This is a genomic window from Microbacterium sp. CFBP9034 (genome assembly GCF_034045255.1).
In the GTDB taxonomy this organism is placed as follows: Bacteria; Actinomycetota; Actinomycetes; order Actinomycetales; family Microbacteriaceae; genus Microbacterium.
Genome location: NZ_JAXCWC010000002.1, coordinates 940,534 through 953,933 on the forward strand (window position 1 = coordinate 940,534; position 13,400 = coordinate 953,933).

12 protein-coding genes are annotated in these 13,400 nt (G+C 70.7%); 7 read left to right on the forward strand and 5 right to left on the reverse strand.

The window, feature by feature from the left end:
• Positions 1–28 precede the first annotated feature (28 nt).
• The 4 genes from SOM19_RS15695 to SOM19_RS15710 all read left to right on the forward strand — a co-directional run bounded on the left by SOM19_RS15695 (position 29) and on the right by SOM19_RS15710 (position 5,285).
• On the forward strand, positions 29–880 hold the full coding sequence (locus tag SOM19_RS15695) for a MerR family transcriptional regulator (RefSeq protein ID WP_320487518.1): 852 nt from the start codon (positions 29–31) through the stop codon (positions 878–880).
• 161 nt (positions 881–1,041) lie between these two features.
• Complete coding sequence (locus SOM19_RS15700; protein ID WP_320487519.1) at positions 1,042–3,075, forward strand: glycosyl hydrolase family 28-related protein; 2,034 nt, start codon at positions 1,042–1,044, stop codon at positions 3,073–3,075.
• 456 nt (positions 3,076–3,531) lie between these two features.
• Entirely contained in the window at positions 3,532–4,839 is a 1,308-nt protein-coding gene (locus SOM19_RS15705) for an HNH endonuclease signature motif containing protein (RefSeq protein WP_320487520.1), read from the forward strand.
• 185 nt (positions 4,840–5,024) lie between these two features.
• The gene (locus SOM19_RS15710) at positions 5,025–5,285 is read left to right on the forward strand and encodes a DUF6176 family protein (RefSeq protein WP_320487521.1); all 261 of its coding nucleotides are present in this window, start codon (positions 5,025–5,027) and stop codon (positions 5,283–5,285) included.
• Between the two features lie 146 nt (positions 5,286–5,431).
• On the opposite strand, the gene SOM19_RS15715 is transcribed toward SOM19_RS15710, so the two are convergent.
• The 4 genes from SOM19_RS15715 to SOM19_RS15730 all read right to left on the reverse strand — a co-directional run bounded on the left by SOM19_RS15715 (position 5,432) and on the right by SOM19_RS15730 (position 9,496).
• A complete protein-coding gene (locus tag SOM19_RS15715) occupies positions 5,432–5,776 on the reverse strand; it encodes a DUF5655 domain-containing protein (RefSeq protein ID WP_320487522.1) in 345 nt (114 codons plus the stop codon).
• 69 nt (positions 5,777–5,845) lie between these two features.
• The gene (locus tag SOM19_RS15720; RefSeq protein WP_320487523.1) at positions 5,846–6,607 is read right to left on the reverse strand and encodes a ZIP family metal transporter; all 762 of its coding nucleotides are present in this window, start codon (positions 6,605–6,607) and stop codon (positions 5,846–5,848) included.
• A 72-nt stretch (positions 6,608–6,679) separates the two neighbouring features.
• A complete protein-coding gene (locus SOM19_RS15725; protein WP_320487524.1) occupies positions 6,680–8,290 on the reverse strand; it encodes an AMP-binding protein in 1,611 nt (536 codons plus the stop codon).
• A gap of 129 nt (positions 8,291–8,419) precedes the next feature.
• A complete protein-coding gene (locus SOM19_RS15730; RefSeq protein WP_320487525.1) occupies positions 8,420–9,496 on the reverse strand; it encodes a Glu/Leu/Phe/Val dehydrogenase family protein in 1,077 nt (358 codons plus the stop codon).
• A 193-nt stretch (positions 9,497–9,689) separates the two neighbouring features.
• Here SOM19_RS15730 and SOM19_RS15735 point away from each other — a divergent pair, with 193 nt between their 5' ends.
• Both SOM19_RS15735 and SOM19_RS15740 read left to right on the forward strand, forming a co-directional pair.
• Positions 9,690–10,490, forward strand: coding sequence for a methyltransferase domain-containing protein (locus SOM19_RS15735; RefSeq protein ID WP_320487526.1), 801 nt, complete (start codon positions 9,690–9,692; stop codon positions 10,488–10,490).
• 22 nt (positions 10,491–10,512) lie between these two features.
• A complete protein-coding gene (locus tag SOM19_RS15740; protein ID WP_320487527.1) occupies positions 10,513–10,995 on the forward strand; it encodes a YbaK/EbsC family protein in 483 nt (160 codons plus the stop codon).
• Between the two features lie 23 nt (positions 10,996–11,018).
• On the opposite strand, the gene SOM19_RS15745 is transcribed toward SOM19_RS15740, so the two are convergent.
• The gene (locus tag SOM19_RS15745) at positions 11,019–11,792 is read right to left on the reverse strand and encodes an IclR family transcriptional regulator (protein WP_320487528.1); all 774 of its coding nucleotides are present in this window, start codon (positions 11,790–11,792) and stop codon (positions 11,019–11,021) included.
• Between the two features lie 61 nt (positions 11,793–11,853).
• Here SOM19_RS15745 and hutH point away from each other — a divergent pair, with 61 nt between their 5' ends.
• Positions 11,854–13,398, forward strand: a complete 1,545-nt coding sequence (hutH, locus tag SOM19_RS15750; protein WP_320487529.1) for a histidine ammonia-lyase — start codon at positions 11,854–11,856, stop codon at positions 13,396–13,398.
• Positions 13,399–13,400: the final 2 nt, after the last annotated feature.

Below are 13,400 nucleotides of genomic sequence, written 5' to 3' on the forward strand. Positions count from 1 at the left end.
TTCCGCCCTTCCGCTTGACTCTCACGCTGTGTCAGGGTCGACCGTGGTCTCCAACATGTACACCATCGGAGAGTTCGCCGCTTTCGGGCGAGTGAGCGTGCGGATGCTGCGGCACTACGACGCGGTCGGGCTGCTGCGGCCCGCCCGCGTCGACGAACGCAGCGGCTATCGCTTCTACAGCAACGCGCAGCTGCGCGATCTGCTGCGGATCGTCGAGCTGCGCGGCCTCGGCTGCGGGCTGGACGAGATCGCCGTCGTGCTCGAGGCGGACGACGAGCGGGAGGTCATGCGCGACCTCCTCGTGCGTCGTGCCGCCGAGCTCGAGGCATCCGTCGCCGCCGACCGCGCGCGGCTGGCCCGCATCGGCGAACGACTTCGCATCCTGGAAGGAGAGCACACCATGTCCGCACCCATCGAATATCGACCGATCGAGGCCGTCACCGTCTACGCCGTCGAGGGGAGGGCGCCGGGGGCCGGCCCGGAGAACGTCAGCCCCGTCATCGACCCGCTCCTCGAACGCCTGACCGGCTCACTGCGCGCCGCCGGGCGGGAGCTCATCGAGCCGGGCATCTTCTGGTACGACGACATCGAGGGCTCCGAAGAGCTCGGCGTGCACGTGTCGTTCACGGCCGACCCCCAGCCGCAGGCGGGGGAGGGCTACGACGTCGTGGAGCTGCCCGCCGTGCCGCTCGCGGCGGTGGTCACTCATCGGGGCGACATGCCCAGCATCGGCGAGTCCTACGACCTGCTCATGAACGGGCTGATCGACGACGGCTACCGCATGGTCGGACCGTGCCGCGAGGTGTACCTCGAGGCCGATGACGACCTGCCGCAGTCGCAGTGGGTCACCGAGCTGCAGGTGCCGGTGGAGCGCAACTGACGCGGTCGGGCGCGCAAGTCTTGCGTTGCTGCGTCGTTCCTGCGCAAGAAATGCACAAGTTCGCGGCATTTTACGACGAAAGCTTGATGTCGCCCGCTCGCGCGTCTTAGATTGGCGCCGAGCGGGCGACGATGCCCGTCCCCGGACGAAGCGAGTCGATGATGACGCGATCCACCACCCTCGTCGCGGCGCTGGCCGCGGCATCCCTCACCGTCGGCGTCATAGCCGCAGGACCGGCCGCATCCGCCGCACCGCCGGACCCCGCTCCCGCTGCGGTCGTGACGCGGGCCGCGCTCGACCCCGCGCTCACCGTCGGACGCGGGGCGGATGTGCCCTTCCTCGAGCAGGAGGCCGAGAACGCCGTCACGAACGGCACGGTGATCGGACCCGGCCGCGAGGCGTACACGATCGAGGCCGAGGCGTCAGGGCGCAAGGCGGTCCGACTGCTGCCCGGGCAGTACGTCGAGTTCACGCTGCCCGCCGCCGCCAATGCGCTGACGGTGCGGTACAGCATCCCGGACGCGCCCGGCGGCGGTGGCCTGACGGCGAAGCTCGGGGTGACGACCGGCAAGAAGGCGACCTCGCTCGGCCTGACCTCGCAGTACGCCTACCTGTACAACCAGTACCCGTTCACCAACGACCCCGCCGCCGGTCTGCTGCACCCCGACTGGTGGCTCGCGGAGTGCGGCTGCGTGCCTCAGTTCGACCAGCCCGGCTTCGAGCCGGTGAAGCCCTTCCGTCCGATGAAGTTCTACGACGAGGAGAGGATGCTGCTGGGGAAGACGTACAAGGCGGGGGAGAGGATCCGCCTCACGGCGCCGGCCGATCTCGCCTGGACCGTGATCGACCTGATCGACACGGAGCTCGTCGGCAAGCCGCACGTGAAGCTCGTCGCCTCGAACGTCCTCGCCTTCGGCGCCGACCCGACCGGGCGCAAGGACTCGGCGAAGGCGTTCGACAAGGCGATCGCCTTCGCCAAGAAGGCAGGACTCACGGTGTACGTGCCGCCGGGGACCTACCGGGTCGACCGCCACATCGTCGTCGACGACGTGACCATCCGCGGCGCGGGGCACTGGTACACCACCATCAAGGGTCGGGAGGTCGCACTGGCCGAACCTGCCGCTGACGGCTCGACGCATACGGGCGTCGGGTTCTACGGGAAGGATGCCGCGGCCGGCGGCAGTCGCAACGTGCACCTGTCGGGCTTCGCGATCGAGGGCGACGTGCGCGAGCGCATCGACACCGACCAGGTCAATGCCGTCGGCGGGGCCTTCCACGACTCGTCGTTCTCGGACCTCCACATCCAGCACACCAAGGTCGGGCTGTGGTTCGACGGACCGATGTCGAACGTCGCGGTCGAGGACAACATCATCGTCGACCAGATCGCCGATGCCCTGAACTTCCACCTCGGCGTGACGGACTCGGTCGCGCGGAACAACTTCGTGCGGAACAGCGGCGACGACGGGCTGGCGATGTGGGCGGAGTCCCGCGGCGGGACCACGCCCACCAACGCCGGCAACGTGTTCGACCACAACACGGTGCAGACCCCTACGCTGGCCAACGGCATCGCGATCTACGGCGGGACCGACATCATGGTGTCGGGCAACCTGGTGGCCGACACGATCCGCGAGGGCAGCGCGCTGCACGCCGGATCCAGGTTCGGCGCGCACCCGTTCGCCGGCACCCTGACGTTCCGCGACAACACGACGGCCCGCGCCGGAACGCGCGAGCTCAACTGGAACATCGGCCTCGGGTCGCTGTGGATCTATGCCCTCGAGGGCTCGATCTCCGGAGTCCGTGTGACAGGCGACCACTATCTCGACAGCACCTACAACGCGATCATGCTGGTGTCGGAGTGGGGTGTGAAGGACCTGTACTCGCTGTCGGACGTCTCGTTCGCCGACGTCCGGGTGGACGGCACGGGGACGTCGGTGCTGAGCGCCCGCATCGAGGGCTCCGCGTCGTTCGAGAACGTCGACGCCCGCAATGTGGGGGCGGTGGGGATCAACAACTGCGGCTCCTTCGGCTTCCCGCCGACGGGCTCGGAGTTCTCGGTCATCGACCTCGGCGGCAACGACGGCGGCGGCACCACCGGGCCCTGGGCCGGGTCATGGCAGCTGCCGAACACCATCACATGCGACGACCGGCCGCCCGTGGTCGCCCCGCCGGCGCCGTCGCCGTGGGTGCAGCCGTAGCGGCCTGCGGCTGCGTGGGTGCAGCCGTGATCGCCGTGGGGTGATCGGGGAGCGGATGCCGCGTCCTTCGTGAGAGGCGCGGTGTCCGCGGGTTCCGGGGCTCGGTTCGGTGTCCGGAGTTTCTGCTGCCGGGTGCGGTGTCCAGGGTGTCCGGATCCGGGAAGTGGACCAGGTTGCGCCGTCGAGGGTGACGGGCCCTGGGTTGCGGCGTCCGGGTCTTGGCGGAGTGAGGTTTCCGGTCCCGCCCGGGATTCCGAGCGAGGCGGGTTCAGCGGTGCGGGTTCCGGGAATTTCGTGCCGTCGGCTTCCCCTGGCGCTCGACGACCCAGGCCTCTCCCGGGGCATCCGAACTCTCCGACTCCGCCGCCCGCCGCCCGCCGCCCTCCGCCCTCAACCAACGGCCGAACTCGACCGCGACGCCGCCACAGTGTCGGAGGTATGTTCTAATCTCAAGGTATGGAAAGCAACGGCGACTCAGGGGGCGCGCCCTTCGTCGCCGTCAGTTGGGGCGTCGAGGATCTGCCCGACCTGCCTGACGCCGTCGACCTCGTGGTGGAGGTCGCGACGATGATGTCCGTCTTCGCCGCGCAGCAGCTCGAGCGCATCGATGCGATGCGGTGTGAAGCCCTCGCCGATGCCGTCGTTCGAGGCTCGCGCGCGGCCGAGATCGTGGAGCGCGGGATCCGACTCGAGTTGGCGACCGCCCTGCGGGTGACCGACCACGCCGCGGGCGAGCTGCTGGCGCGGGCGGAGGCGCTCGTGCACCGGTATCCACAGATGCTGGCGTCCTTGGGCGGCGCTCGCACGACCGAGCGGCACGCGGCGATCTTCGTCGATGCCATGACCGGGGTCGAGCCCGAGTTCGCCGATCGGATCGTTCCACTCGCGGTCGAGCTGGCCGAGTCGGAGTCGGTCGGGCCGTTCCGGCGCTTCCTGAGGACGCTGATCGACACCGTGCGCTCGGAGACCCTCGAGCAGCGCCACCAGGAGGCGCTCGAGAAGCGTCGAGTGATCGTCGAACCGGCCGACGACGGCATGGCGTGGCTGTCGGCGCTGCTACCGGCGGTCGAGGCGAGAGCGATCCAGTCGCGCGTCACGGCGATGGCCAAGGTGATCGCGGAGGGCGACGGAGAGACGCGCACGCTGGACCAGGTCCGCGCGGACGTGCTGGGCGACCTGCTCGTCGAGGGGGAAGCCGGGGTGCACCCGGCGGAGGCTCGGGGCATCCGTGCGAGCGTGATGGTCACCGTGCCCGTGCTGGCGCTGCTGGACGATGACTCAGCCGGGTCAGGCGAACCTCCGACCGTGGAGGGCGTCGGACCCATCCCGCTCTCGCGTGCTCGCGAGCTGTGCGGTGCTGCGAATGGGTGGACACGGATCCTGACTCATCCTGAGACCGGCGCCGTGCTGTCGGTCGGCCGGGATCAGTACCGGCCGCCACCCGGCCTGCGAAAGATCGTCAAGTGGCGCGCCGACCGGTGCATGGCTCCCGGATGCGGCACGCCGGCGTCGAGATGCGAGATCGACCACACCGTCGCGTGGGAGCACGGGGGAACGACCTCGCTGGAGAACCTTGCGCCGATCTGCAAAGGCCACCACATCGTGAAGCATCACGGAGGCTGGACCGTCCGGCAGATCGACGGCAGCGGAGGTGCGCTCGAGTGGTGTTCGCCGAGCGGGCGACGATATCGCGTCGAACCCGAACGGCGGGTGCCGGTGTTCCGTGCTGCGGATGCCGTCGCGTCGGCCCGCGCGCCGTTTTGACCTCGAGCGCCGGCGGCCCGTTCCCGACGCGAGTCGCGGCCCGACGCCGCGATGCGGCGGGGCCGCCGAACGCGGGCCGCCGAACGGGCCGCCGAACGGGGCCGCCGAACGGGGCCGCCGAACGCGGGCCGGAATGAGATCCGCGTCGAGCGACACGACATCATGTCTCGCTCTAGCATCGTCGAGTGATCCAACTGAGCGTGCGGCGACTGAAGCCCGAGAAGCGAGCGTCCGTCGAGCGGTGGCTCGCGGAGGTGAACGGCCCATTGCGCACGGAGGCGCTCGAGACCCTCGCCGCCGAGGGCGTGCGCCATGAGACGGCGATCATCCTCGACACGAGCGAAGGTCCCGTCATCGTCTACGCGATGGAGACCGACGACATCGATCGCGCCGGCGCGTCGGCGCCGCCTCCACCCATGAGATCGACCAGCGACATCACGAGGTGATGCGCGCCGCAGACGACGGTCCGGCGTCGTTCGAAGTCCTGCTCGACCTGTCTTAGGAGCCCGGGACAAGCGCTCCCGCGCGGGCGTGGTTGCCGTGTTGTGAGGAGCCATCGGCGCCCCGAAGACCGGCCGCGATCGCCGCCCCGCTATCGGAGCTTCCTGCCCCAGGACACGGCTTCGTCGAACCAGCCGAGGTCAGCGATCGCGTCGATGTCCTCCGCATCGCGGACCTCGATCTGGTGCGTGTATTTGTCGTCACGGTACCGGATGACGCTCCGCAGGATGGGGGCGCTCCGCTGCTCCCACAGGTCGAGATTCAGCAGCGCCTTCGTCTTGGTGAGGGGAGTCAGCCACGCGAACTTCCGTGCGGCGCCGTAGCTCACCTGCGTAGCCGTGAACTCTTGGACGATGTCGTCCCCGAATGCGAGCAACTGCTCCTGAACAGCAAGATGGATCGGCCCGAGAGGTCCGGAGAAGAGTTCGCCAGGCATGTCACGATCGTGCCCCATGTGCGGCCCTGGGCCGATGCCGATGAGATGTTGGCCCCAGCGAGACCCCGGTCAGCCCGCTAGTTCGTGCAGGAGGAACGCGGCCAAGAAGCCGATCGTCGCGTAGAGGCCGGTGAGCGCCTGCTGCTCGTCGAACGCCTCGGGGATCATCGTGTTGCAGACCATCGCCAGCAGTCCGCCGGCGGCGATCGTGGTGATGAGGGCGATGAGTCCGACCGGCGCGGACTGAAACGCGACATAGCCGAGCACCGCAGCAACGACCGTGACCGCCGCGATGCTCGACCACAGCAGCGCGACGCGCCGCCCGCTCGAGCCGCTGCGCTTGAGGGCGGCGGTCGACCCCAGACCCTCGGGGAAGTTGCTGATCGCGATCGCGGCCACGATCGGGATGCTGATGCCTCCCTGCAACACTGACAGGCCCATCACGATCGACTCCGGGATGCCGTCGATCAGGGCCCCGATCGCGATCGCCACGCCCGCGCCACCGGCCACCCGCGAACCCGCGCGACGGGCGACGATGTTGGCGGGGGTGCTCGGTCGCGGCGCTTTCGGCCGCGACACCAGCCAGTCGGCGACGATGTACAGCAGCGCACCCACCAGGAAGCCGACCGACGTCGGAATCAGCCCGCCGACCTCGGCGGCCTCCTCCACCAACTCGAACGCGAGCGTCGAGATCAGCACCCCGGCGCCGAGCGCCATGATCCCGGCGACGACCCGCTGCGGAATGTCGATGAACCACGCGACCGCCGCGCCCACGAGCAGCGTCCCGCCGCCGATCACGCCGCTCAGCGCGGCGAGCCACACCCCGTCCATGGCGCCAACCTAACGTGCGCAGGGGAGCGGATGCCGCGGCCACGCGGGCCGCGGCATCCGTTCCCGCACGGGTCAGACCGTCGAGGCCTCGCGCGCCCGCAGATCCTTGCGCAGGATCTTGCCGGCGGTGGACTTGGGGATCGCCTCGATGAACTCGACGCGGCGCACCTTCTTGTGCGGCGCCACGTTCTCGGCGACGAACGCCATCACCTCGTCCTCGGTGAGGCCAGACTCGGGGGCGGCGACGACGAAGGCCTTGGGGATCTCCTGCTTGTCGTCGTCGAGCACGCCGATGACCGCGGCATCCATCACCTTCGGATGACCGAGGAGCAGCGCCTCGAGCTCGGCCGGCGCGATCTGGTAGCCCTTGTACTTGATCAGCTCCTTCACCCGATCGACGATCGAGAAGTAGCCGCCCTCGTGGTAGACCGCGATGTCTCCGGTGTGGAGGAATCCGTCGGCGTCGAGCGTCTCGGCGGTCGCCTCGGGCTGATCGAGGTAGCCGAGCATGACGTTCGGGCCCTTGACCCACAGTTCGCCCGGTCGCGTCACGCCGTCGTCGCCGACCTCGGTGATCTCCTCGCCCGTTGCCGTGTCGATGAGCTTGCACTCCTCATTCGGCAGCATCACGCCCACCGAGCTCACCGGGATGTCGTCGCGCTCGAAGGGCATCGCGTGCGAGACCGGGCTGAGCTCGCTCATGCCGTAGCCCTGCATCATGCGGGCGTTGATGCGCCGTCCGGCGAGCTCGGCCGTGTCGCCGTCGAGCGGCGCCGCGCCCGAGAACACCGTGTGCACGCTCGAGATGTCGAACTGGTCGACGATCGGGTGCTTGGCGAGCGCGACGGCGATCGGCGGCGCGATGTACAGGTACGTGCACTGGAACTTCTGGATGTTCGTGAGGAACTCGACCAGATCGAACTTCGGCATCGTCACGAGGCTGGCCCGCTGACGCAGCGCCAGATTCAGCAGCACCGTCATGCCGTAGATGTGGAAGAAGGGCAGGACGGCGAGCACGCGGTCGGTCTCGCGCAGGTCGATGTTGACGCGGCACTGCTGCACGTTCGCGACGAGATTCCGATGCGACAGCATCACGCCTTTCGGGATGCCCGTCGTGCCCGACGAGTAGGGCAGCACCGCGACGTGCGTGGCCGGATCGAACGAGACCTCGGGCGCCGGCGACTGCTCGGTCAGCAGGTCGCGCAGGTTGGGGTGTCCCGCGGCGCCGTCGAGCACGATGACGCGATCGTGCGGGATGCCGACTGCCTCAGCCGCAGCGACGGCCTGGGGGAGGAGCGGGCTCACCGTGATGAGCCAAGTGGCCCCGGCATCCCGCAGCTGCTTCTCGATCTCGCCGGGTGTGTAGAGCGAGTTGATCGTGGTCACCGTCGCGCCCGCACGGAGGATGCCGTGGAACACCGTCGCGAACGCCGGGACGTTCGGGCAGAGGAGCCCGAGCACGGTCTGCTCGCCCTCGGCGGCGCCGGGTCCGACCCCGCGCGCAGCCAGCGCGCCGGCGAACGCGTCGATCTGCGCCCGCAGCACCCCGTAGGTCGTCTCGGCGCCGGTCGCCGGATCGATGAGCGCGACCTTGCCGAGATCATCGCCCTCGAGGCTGCCGAACAGGTAGTCGTAGACGCTCAGGGCGGGGATGTCGACATCGGGGTAGGCACTGGTGAACACCGGATCTCCTTCGATCGTCGGCGCGACGCTGCGCCGACTCACATCCTGCCACCCGAACCGGCGTCGTGGCACGCGATTCCGCCGCAGACGGGACCGCGTGCCACTCCGAGCCGGGGCTCTTTCGACCGCTTACACCGCCAGCGCGTGGCGCTGTGCGCCCGCGGCGAGGCGCTCGGCGGCGAGTCCCTCGGCGGCCTCGAGCGGCGTCATGCCGCGCGTCTCGGCCTCGTCGAAGATGCGCCGGACGGTGTCGCCGATGTGCGCGACGCGGTCCATGATCTCGGTGCGGGTGCCGAGCTTCTTCGCCTCGAGGTCGAGGTAGATGACACCGCCCGCGTTCACCACGAAGTCGGGGGCGTACAGGATGCCGCGCTGCGCCAGTCGCTCGGCGCCGGCCCGCTCGGCGAGGGGGTTGTTCGCCGGGCCGCAGACAGCCTTGGCGTCGAGCGCGTCGATGATGTCGTCGGTGAGGAGACCGCCGATACCGGCGGGCACGAACACGTCGGCGTTCACCAGGTGCTCCTCGCCCGGGGCACTCCACTCGGCGCCGAGCTCGAGCGCCAGGTCGCGCTTGGCCGGGTTGACGTCGGTGACGGTGAGCTTCGCCCCCTCCGCGGCCAAACGCACGGCGAGGCGGCTGCCGACCTGGCCCAGGCCCGAGATCGTGATGCGGCGACCGTCCATCCCGGCAGATCCGGTCACGCGCTCCAGCGTCGCGCGGAGCGACTCGTACACGCCGAGGCTCGTCGGACCGGCGGGCTCGCCCGAGCCGCCCACGGCGTCGGGAAGGCCCACGACGTGCTCGGTGCGCTCGCTGACCACGAGCATGTCCTCAGTGGTCGAGCCCACATCCTCGGCGGTGCGGTACAAGCCGTGCAGCGACTCGACGGCGTCGCCGAGATCGAGGAACGCCTCGCGGCGGCGCTCGGCGTCGAGCACCGTGCCCGGGGGGAGCGCGATCACGGACTTGCCGCCACCGGCGTCGAGCCCGGCCGCCGCGTTCTTGAGCGTCATCGCCGCCGAGAGGCGCAGGGCGTCGCCCAGTGCGTCGCTCCAGTGCGGGTAGGTCCACAGACGGGCGCCGCCCAGAGCGGAGCCGAGGACGGAGGAGTGCAGCGCGACCGTGATGAACAGTCCGCTCCGCCGGCCGGTGATCACCTCCACGCGCTCGTGCGTGAAATCGGGCAGGGGCAGAGTGTGCGTCATCGCGGTTCTTCCTTCGGCGGGCCTTGTGGGCAGTGCGCTGCGGACGCCGCGCCGTTGCGGCATCCGTGACCATTGCACCACCATCAGGCGAAGTGTTCAACCGGCCGCCGCGCAAGGGAGCAGACTGACAGGCCGCGCGGTCCAGCAAGGCGCACGGGCCAGCACTGTGCTCAGCCTTCGGTAGTCTCGCGGCATGGCAACCCCGTACACGCACGGCCACCACGAGAGCGTGCTGCGCTCGCACGAGTGGCGCACCGCCCAGAACTCCGCCGCCTACCTGCTGCCGTTCCTGCGTCCGGGTCAGCGAGTGCTCGACGTCGGCGCAGGCCCCGGGACCATCACGGCCGACCTGGCCGACCTCGTCGCGCCGGGACAGGTGACGGGAATCGACGCCTCGCCCGAGATCGTCCAGAAGGCGACGGCCTACGCGGCGGAGCGCGGACTGGGCCACATCACGTTCGAGGTCGGCGATGCGTACGCGCTCGCCGCGGCCGACGACAGCGTCGACGTGGTGCACGCCCACCAGGTGCTGCAGCATCTCGAGCGGCCGTCCGACGCGCTGCGGGAGTTCCGCCGTGTTGTGCGCCCCGACGGCGTCGTGGCGGCCCGCGACGTCGATTACGAAGGGGTGATCTGGTACCCGCTCGTGCCCGCGCTGGACGAGTGGCGCGACGTGTACCTGCGGGTGCACCGCGCCGTGAGCGGCGAGCCGGCGGCGGGTCGGCGGCTGAAGGCGTGGGCGCGCGCCGCGGGCTTCGCCGAGATCACGTCGTCCGTGTCGACCTGGCTGTTCGAGGATGCGGCGGACCGCGAATGGTGGGGCGGGTCGTGGGCGGTGCGTGCCGTCGAGTCGCAGTTCGCCGAGCACGCGCTCTCGCTCGGGTTCGCCGATCGGGCGGCGCTCGAGCGCATGGCCGCTGGGTGGCGGGAGTGGGCGGCGTCACCCGACGGGTGGCTGCTGATGCCGCACGCCGAGATCCTCGCTCGTGGCTGACGCCCGTCGCTAGGCTCGACCGGTGACCGCACCCCACGACCTGCCCGCCCGCAGCCGCCTCGTGCACGACTCCCTCCGCGGGGCCGGCATCTCGGGCGAGATCATCATGCTCCCGGATGCCGCGTCCACCGCCGCGCTCGCCGCGGCCGCCCTCGGGGTGGAGGTGGGCGCGATCGCGAACAGCCTCGTCTTCTGGTGCGACGGCGAGCCCCTGCTCGTCATGACCAGCGGCGCGCACCGCGTCGACACCGCCGCGCTCGCCGAGCGTCTCGGCCGCCAGAAGATCCAGCGAGCCACCCCCGAGCAGGTGCGGGATGCCACGGGCCAGGCCATCGGCGGCGTGGCTCCGACGGGGCATCCGGCGCCCCTCACGACCGTGGTCGATCAGGACCTCGCCGCGTTCGACGAGGTCTGGGCGGCCGGCGGCACGCCCCACACCCTGTTCCCACTGACCTACGCCGAACTCGTGCGGCTGACGGGCGGCACCGTGGCGAAGGTCGACTGACCGCTGCCGTGTGAGCCCCGTGCTCAGGTACGTCCGATTCGGCGCTCGAGTTCGGTCGCGGCATCCCGGATGAGCGCCGCCAGCGACTCCGCATCGCGCTCGGCATCCGTCGGCCAGGTCAGTGCGATCGCCGCCGCGGGCCATCCCGCGTGGTCCCGCACCGCGACGCCGACCGACCGGAGCCCGAGCGTGACCTCGCCGTCCTCGGTCGCGAAGCCCCGCGCGCGAACTTCGCGCAGCACCTCTCGCAGCTCGGACGGACCCGACGGACCCCGGCCGGTGCGATCGGCGAAGGCCGAGGCATCCGGATACAGCGCCCGCACCTGCTCGCGCGGCAGCACCGCGAGCATCGCGCGGCCGGTCGCCGTCAGATGCGCCGGCAGCCGCACGCCGACGTCGGTCACGAGCGCCGGGCGTCGCGGGGCGCGCTCCTCGACGATGTAGAGCACATCACGTCCGGTCATCACGGCGAGGTGCGCGCTCTCGCCGGCCCGGTCGGCCAGCGCGGCAACGAGCGGGCGGCCCAGACGCGCAAGCGGCTGCTGGCGCGAGAACCCGCCCGCGAGTTCGAAGGCCGCCGTCCCCAGCCCCCAGCGCCGCTCGGCGGGCAGGTGGATCACGAACCCGTGCGCCTCGAGCGCATCGAGCAGGTGGTACACGCTCGACCGGGCGATGCCGAGCGTCGTGGCGATGGTGCTCGCTGCCACCGGACCGCGCTGGTGCGCGAGGAACGACAGGATCCGCAGCGTCTGATCCGCTGCCGGAACCTGCGGTCGGGTCCGCGGACTGTCTGGCATGACAGACACAGGATGGCACCGCCGGCTGTCCGGCGCCAGCCCTGGGGTGTGGAATCGAGCCATGACCACCGTCACCGTGGGGGCTTCCCCCTTGCACCCCGACGATGTCGTCGCCGTCGCACGCCATGGAGCGACCGTGGAGATCGCGCCTGAGGCCCTCGCTCGCGTCGTCGCGACCCGCGCGCTCGTCGAAGGTCTGGCCGACGACCCCGACCCGCACTACGGCATCTCGACCGGGTTCGGCGCGCTCGCCACCACCTTCATCGCACCGGAGCGCCGGCTGCAGCTGCAGGCCAGCCTCATCCGCTCGCACGCCGCCGGCACCGGTCCCGAGGTCGAGCGGGAAGTCGTGCGCGCGCTGCAGCTCCTGCGGCTGCAGACCCTGGCCACCGGTCACACCGGCGTGCGCCCCGTCGTCGTGGAGACCTACGCCGGCATGCTCAACGCCGGTATCACCCCCATCGTGCGCGAGTACGGTTCGCTGGGCTGCTCGGGCGACCTCGCTCCGCTCTCGCACGTCGCGCTCGCCGCGATGGGCGAGGGGCCCGTGCGCAATGCCGAGGGCGTCGAGGTCGATGCCGCGGATGCGCTGGCCGCGGCATCCCTTCCCCCTCTCGTGCTGCGCGAGAAGGAAGGGCTCGCCCTCATCAACGGCACGGACGGCATGCTCGGGATGCTGCTCCTCGCACTCCACGACCTGTCGGTGCTGCTCGACACGGCTGATGTCGCAGCCGCCATGTCGGTGGAGTCGCAGCTCGGCACCGACGCGGTCTTCGCCGCCGATCTGCAGGCGCTGCGTCCCCAGGTCGGGCAGGCGGCGTCCGCGTGGAACCTGCGGGCCGTGCTGGCGGACTCGCCCATCGTCGCCTCGCACCGCGACCCCGCCGTGTGCACGCGCGTGCAGGACGCGTACTCGCTGCGCTGCTCGCCGCAGGTGCACGGCGCTGCCCGCGACACGGTCGAGCACGCCAGGCTCATCGCCGCGCGCGAGCTGGCCTCGGCCGTCGACAACCCCGTCATCACCGACGACGGCCGCGTCGAGTCCAACGGCAACTTCCACGGCGCGCCCGTGGCGTACGTCCTCGACTTCCTCGCGATCGCCGTGGCCGATGTGGCCTCGATCTCGGAGCGCCGCACCGACCGGGCGCTCGACAAGAGTCGCAGCAACGGGCTGCCGCCGTTCCTCGCCCACGAGGTCGGCGTCGACTCGGGGCTCATGATCGCGCAGTACGCCGCCGCCGGGATCGTGTCCGAGCTCAAGCGGCTCGCGGTGCCGGCATCGGTCGACTCGATCCCGTCATCCGCGATGCAGGAGGATCATGTGTCCATGGGCTGGGCGGCGGCACGCAAGCTCCGTCGGGGCATCGACGGGCTCGCCCGCGTGCTCGCGATCGAAGTGCTCACCGGCGCCCGGGCGCTCGACCTGCGCGCCCCGCTGCAGCCCGGCCGCGCCACCGGAGCCGTGCGCGACCTCGTGCGCACCGTCGCCGGCGGCCCTGGCCCCGACCGGTTCCTCTCGCCCGACATGGAGGCCGTGACCGTGCTCGTGTCGTCGGGCGCTGTGGCCGCGACGGCGCTCAGCCCTCAGCCAGACAACAAGGAGTGAGA

What these genes read in the sequence shown, in the direction of transcription:
- SOM19_RS15700 (WP_320487519.1), top strand. Translation starts at nt 1,042, where the DNA reads ATGACGCGATCCACCACCCTCGTCGCGGCGCTGGCCGCGGCATCCCTC.
- SOM19_RS15705 (WP_320487520.1), top strand. Translation starts at nt 3,532, where the DNA reads ATGGAAAGCAACGGCGACTCAGGGGGCGCGCCCTTCGTCGCCGTCAGT.
- SOM19_RS15715 (WP_320487522.1), bottom strand. Translation starts at nt 5,776, where the DNA reads ATGCCTGGCGAACTCTTCTCCGGACCTCTCGGGCCGATCCATCTTGCT.
- SOM19_RS15720 (WP_320487523.1), bottom strand. Translation starts at nt 6,607, where the DNA reads ATGGACGGGGTGTGGCTCGCCGCGCTGAGCGGCGTGATCGGCGGCGGG.
- SOM19_RS15730 (WP_320487525.1), bottom strand. Translation starts at nt 9,496, where the DNA reads ATGACGCACACTCTGCCCCTGCCCGATTTCACGCACGAGCGCGTGGAG.
- SOM19_RS15735 (WP_320487526.1), top strand. Translation starts at nt 9,690, where the DNA reads ATGGCAACCCCGTACACGCACGGCCACCACGAGAGCGTGCTGCGCTCG.
- SOM19_RS15745 (WP_320487528.1), bottom strand. Translation starts at nt 11,792, where the DNA reads ATGCCAGACAGTCCGCGGACCCGACCGCAGGTTCCGGCAGCGGATCAG.
- hutH (WP_320487529.1), top strand. Translation starts at nt 11,854, where the DNA reads ATGACCACCGTCACCGTGGGGGCTTCCCCCTTGCACCCCGACGATGTC.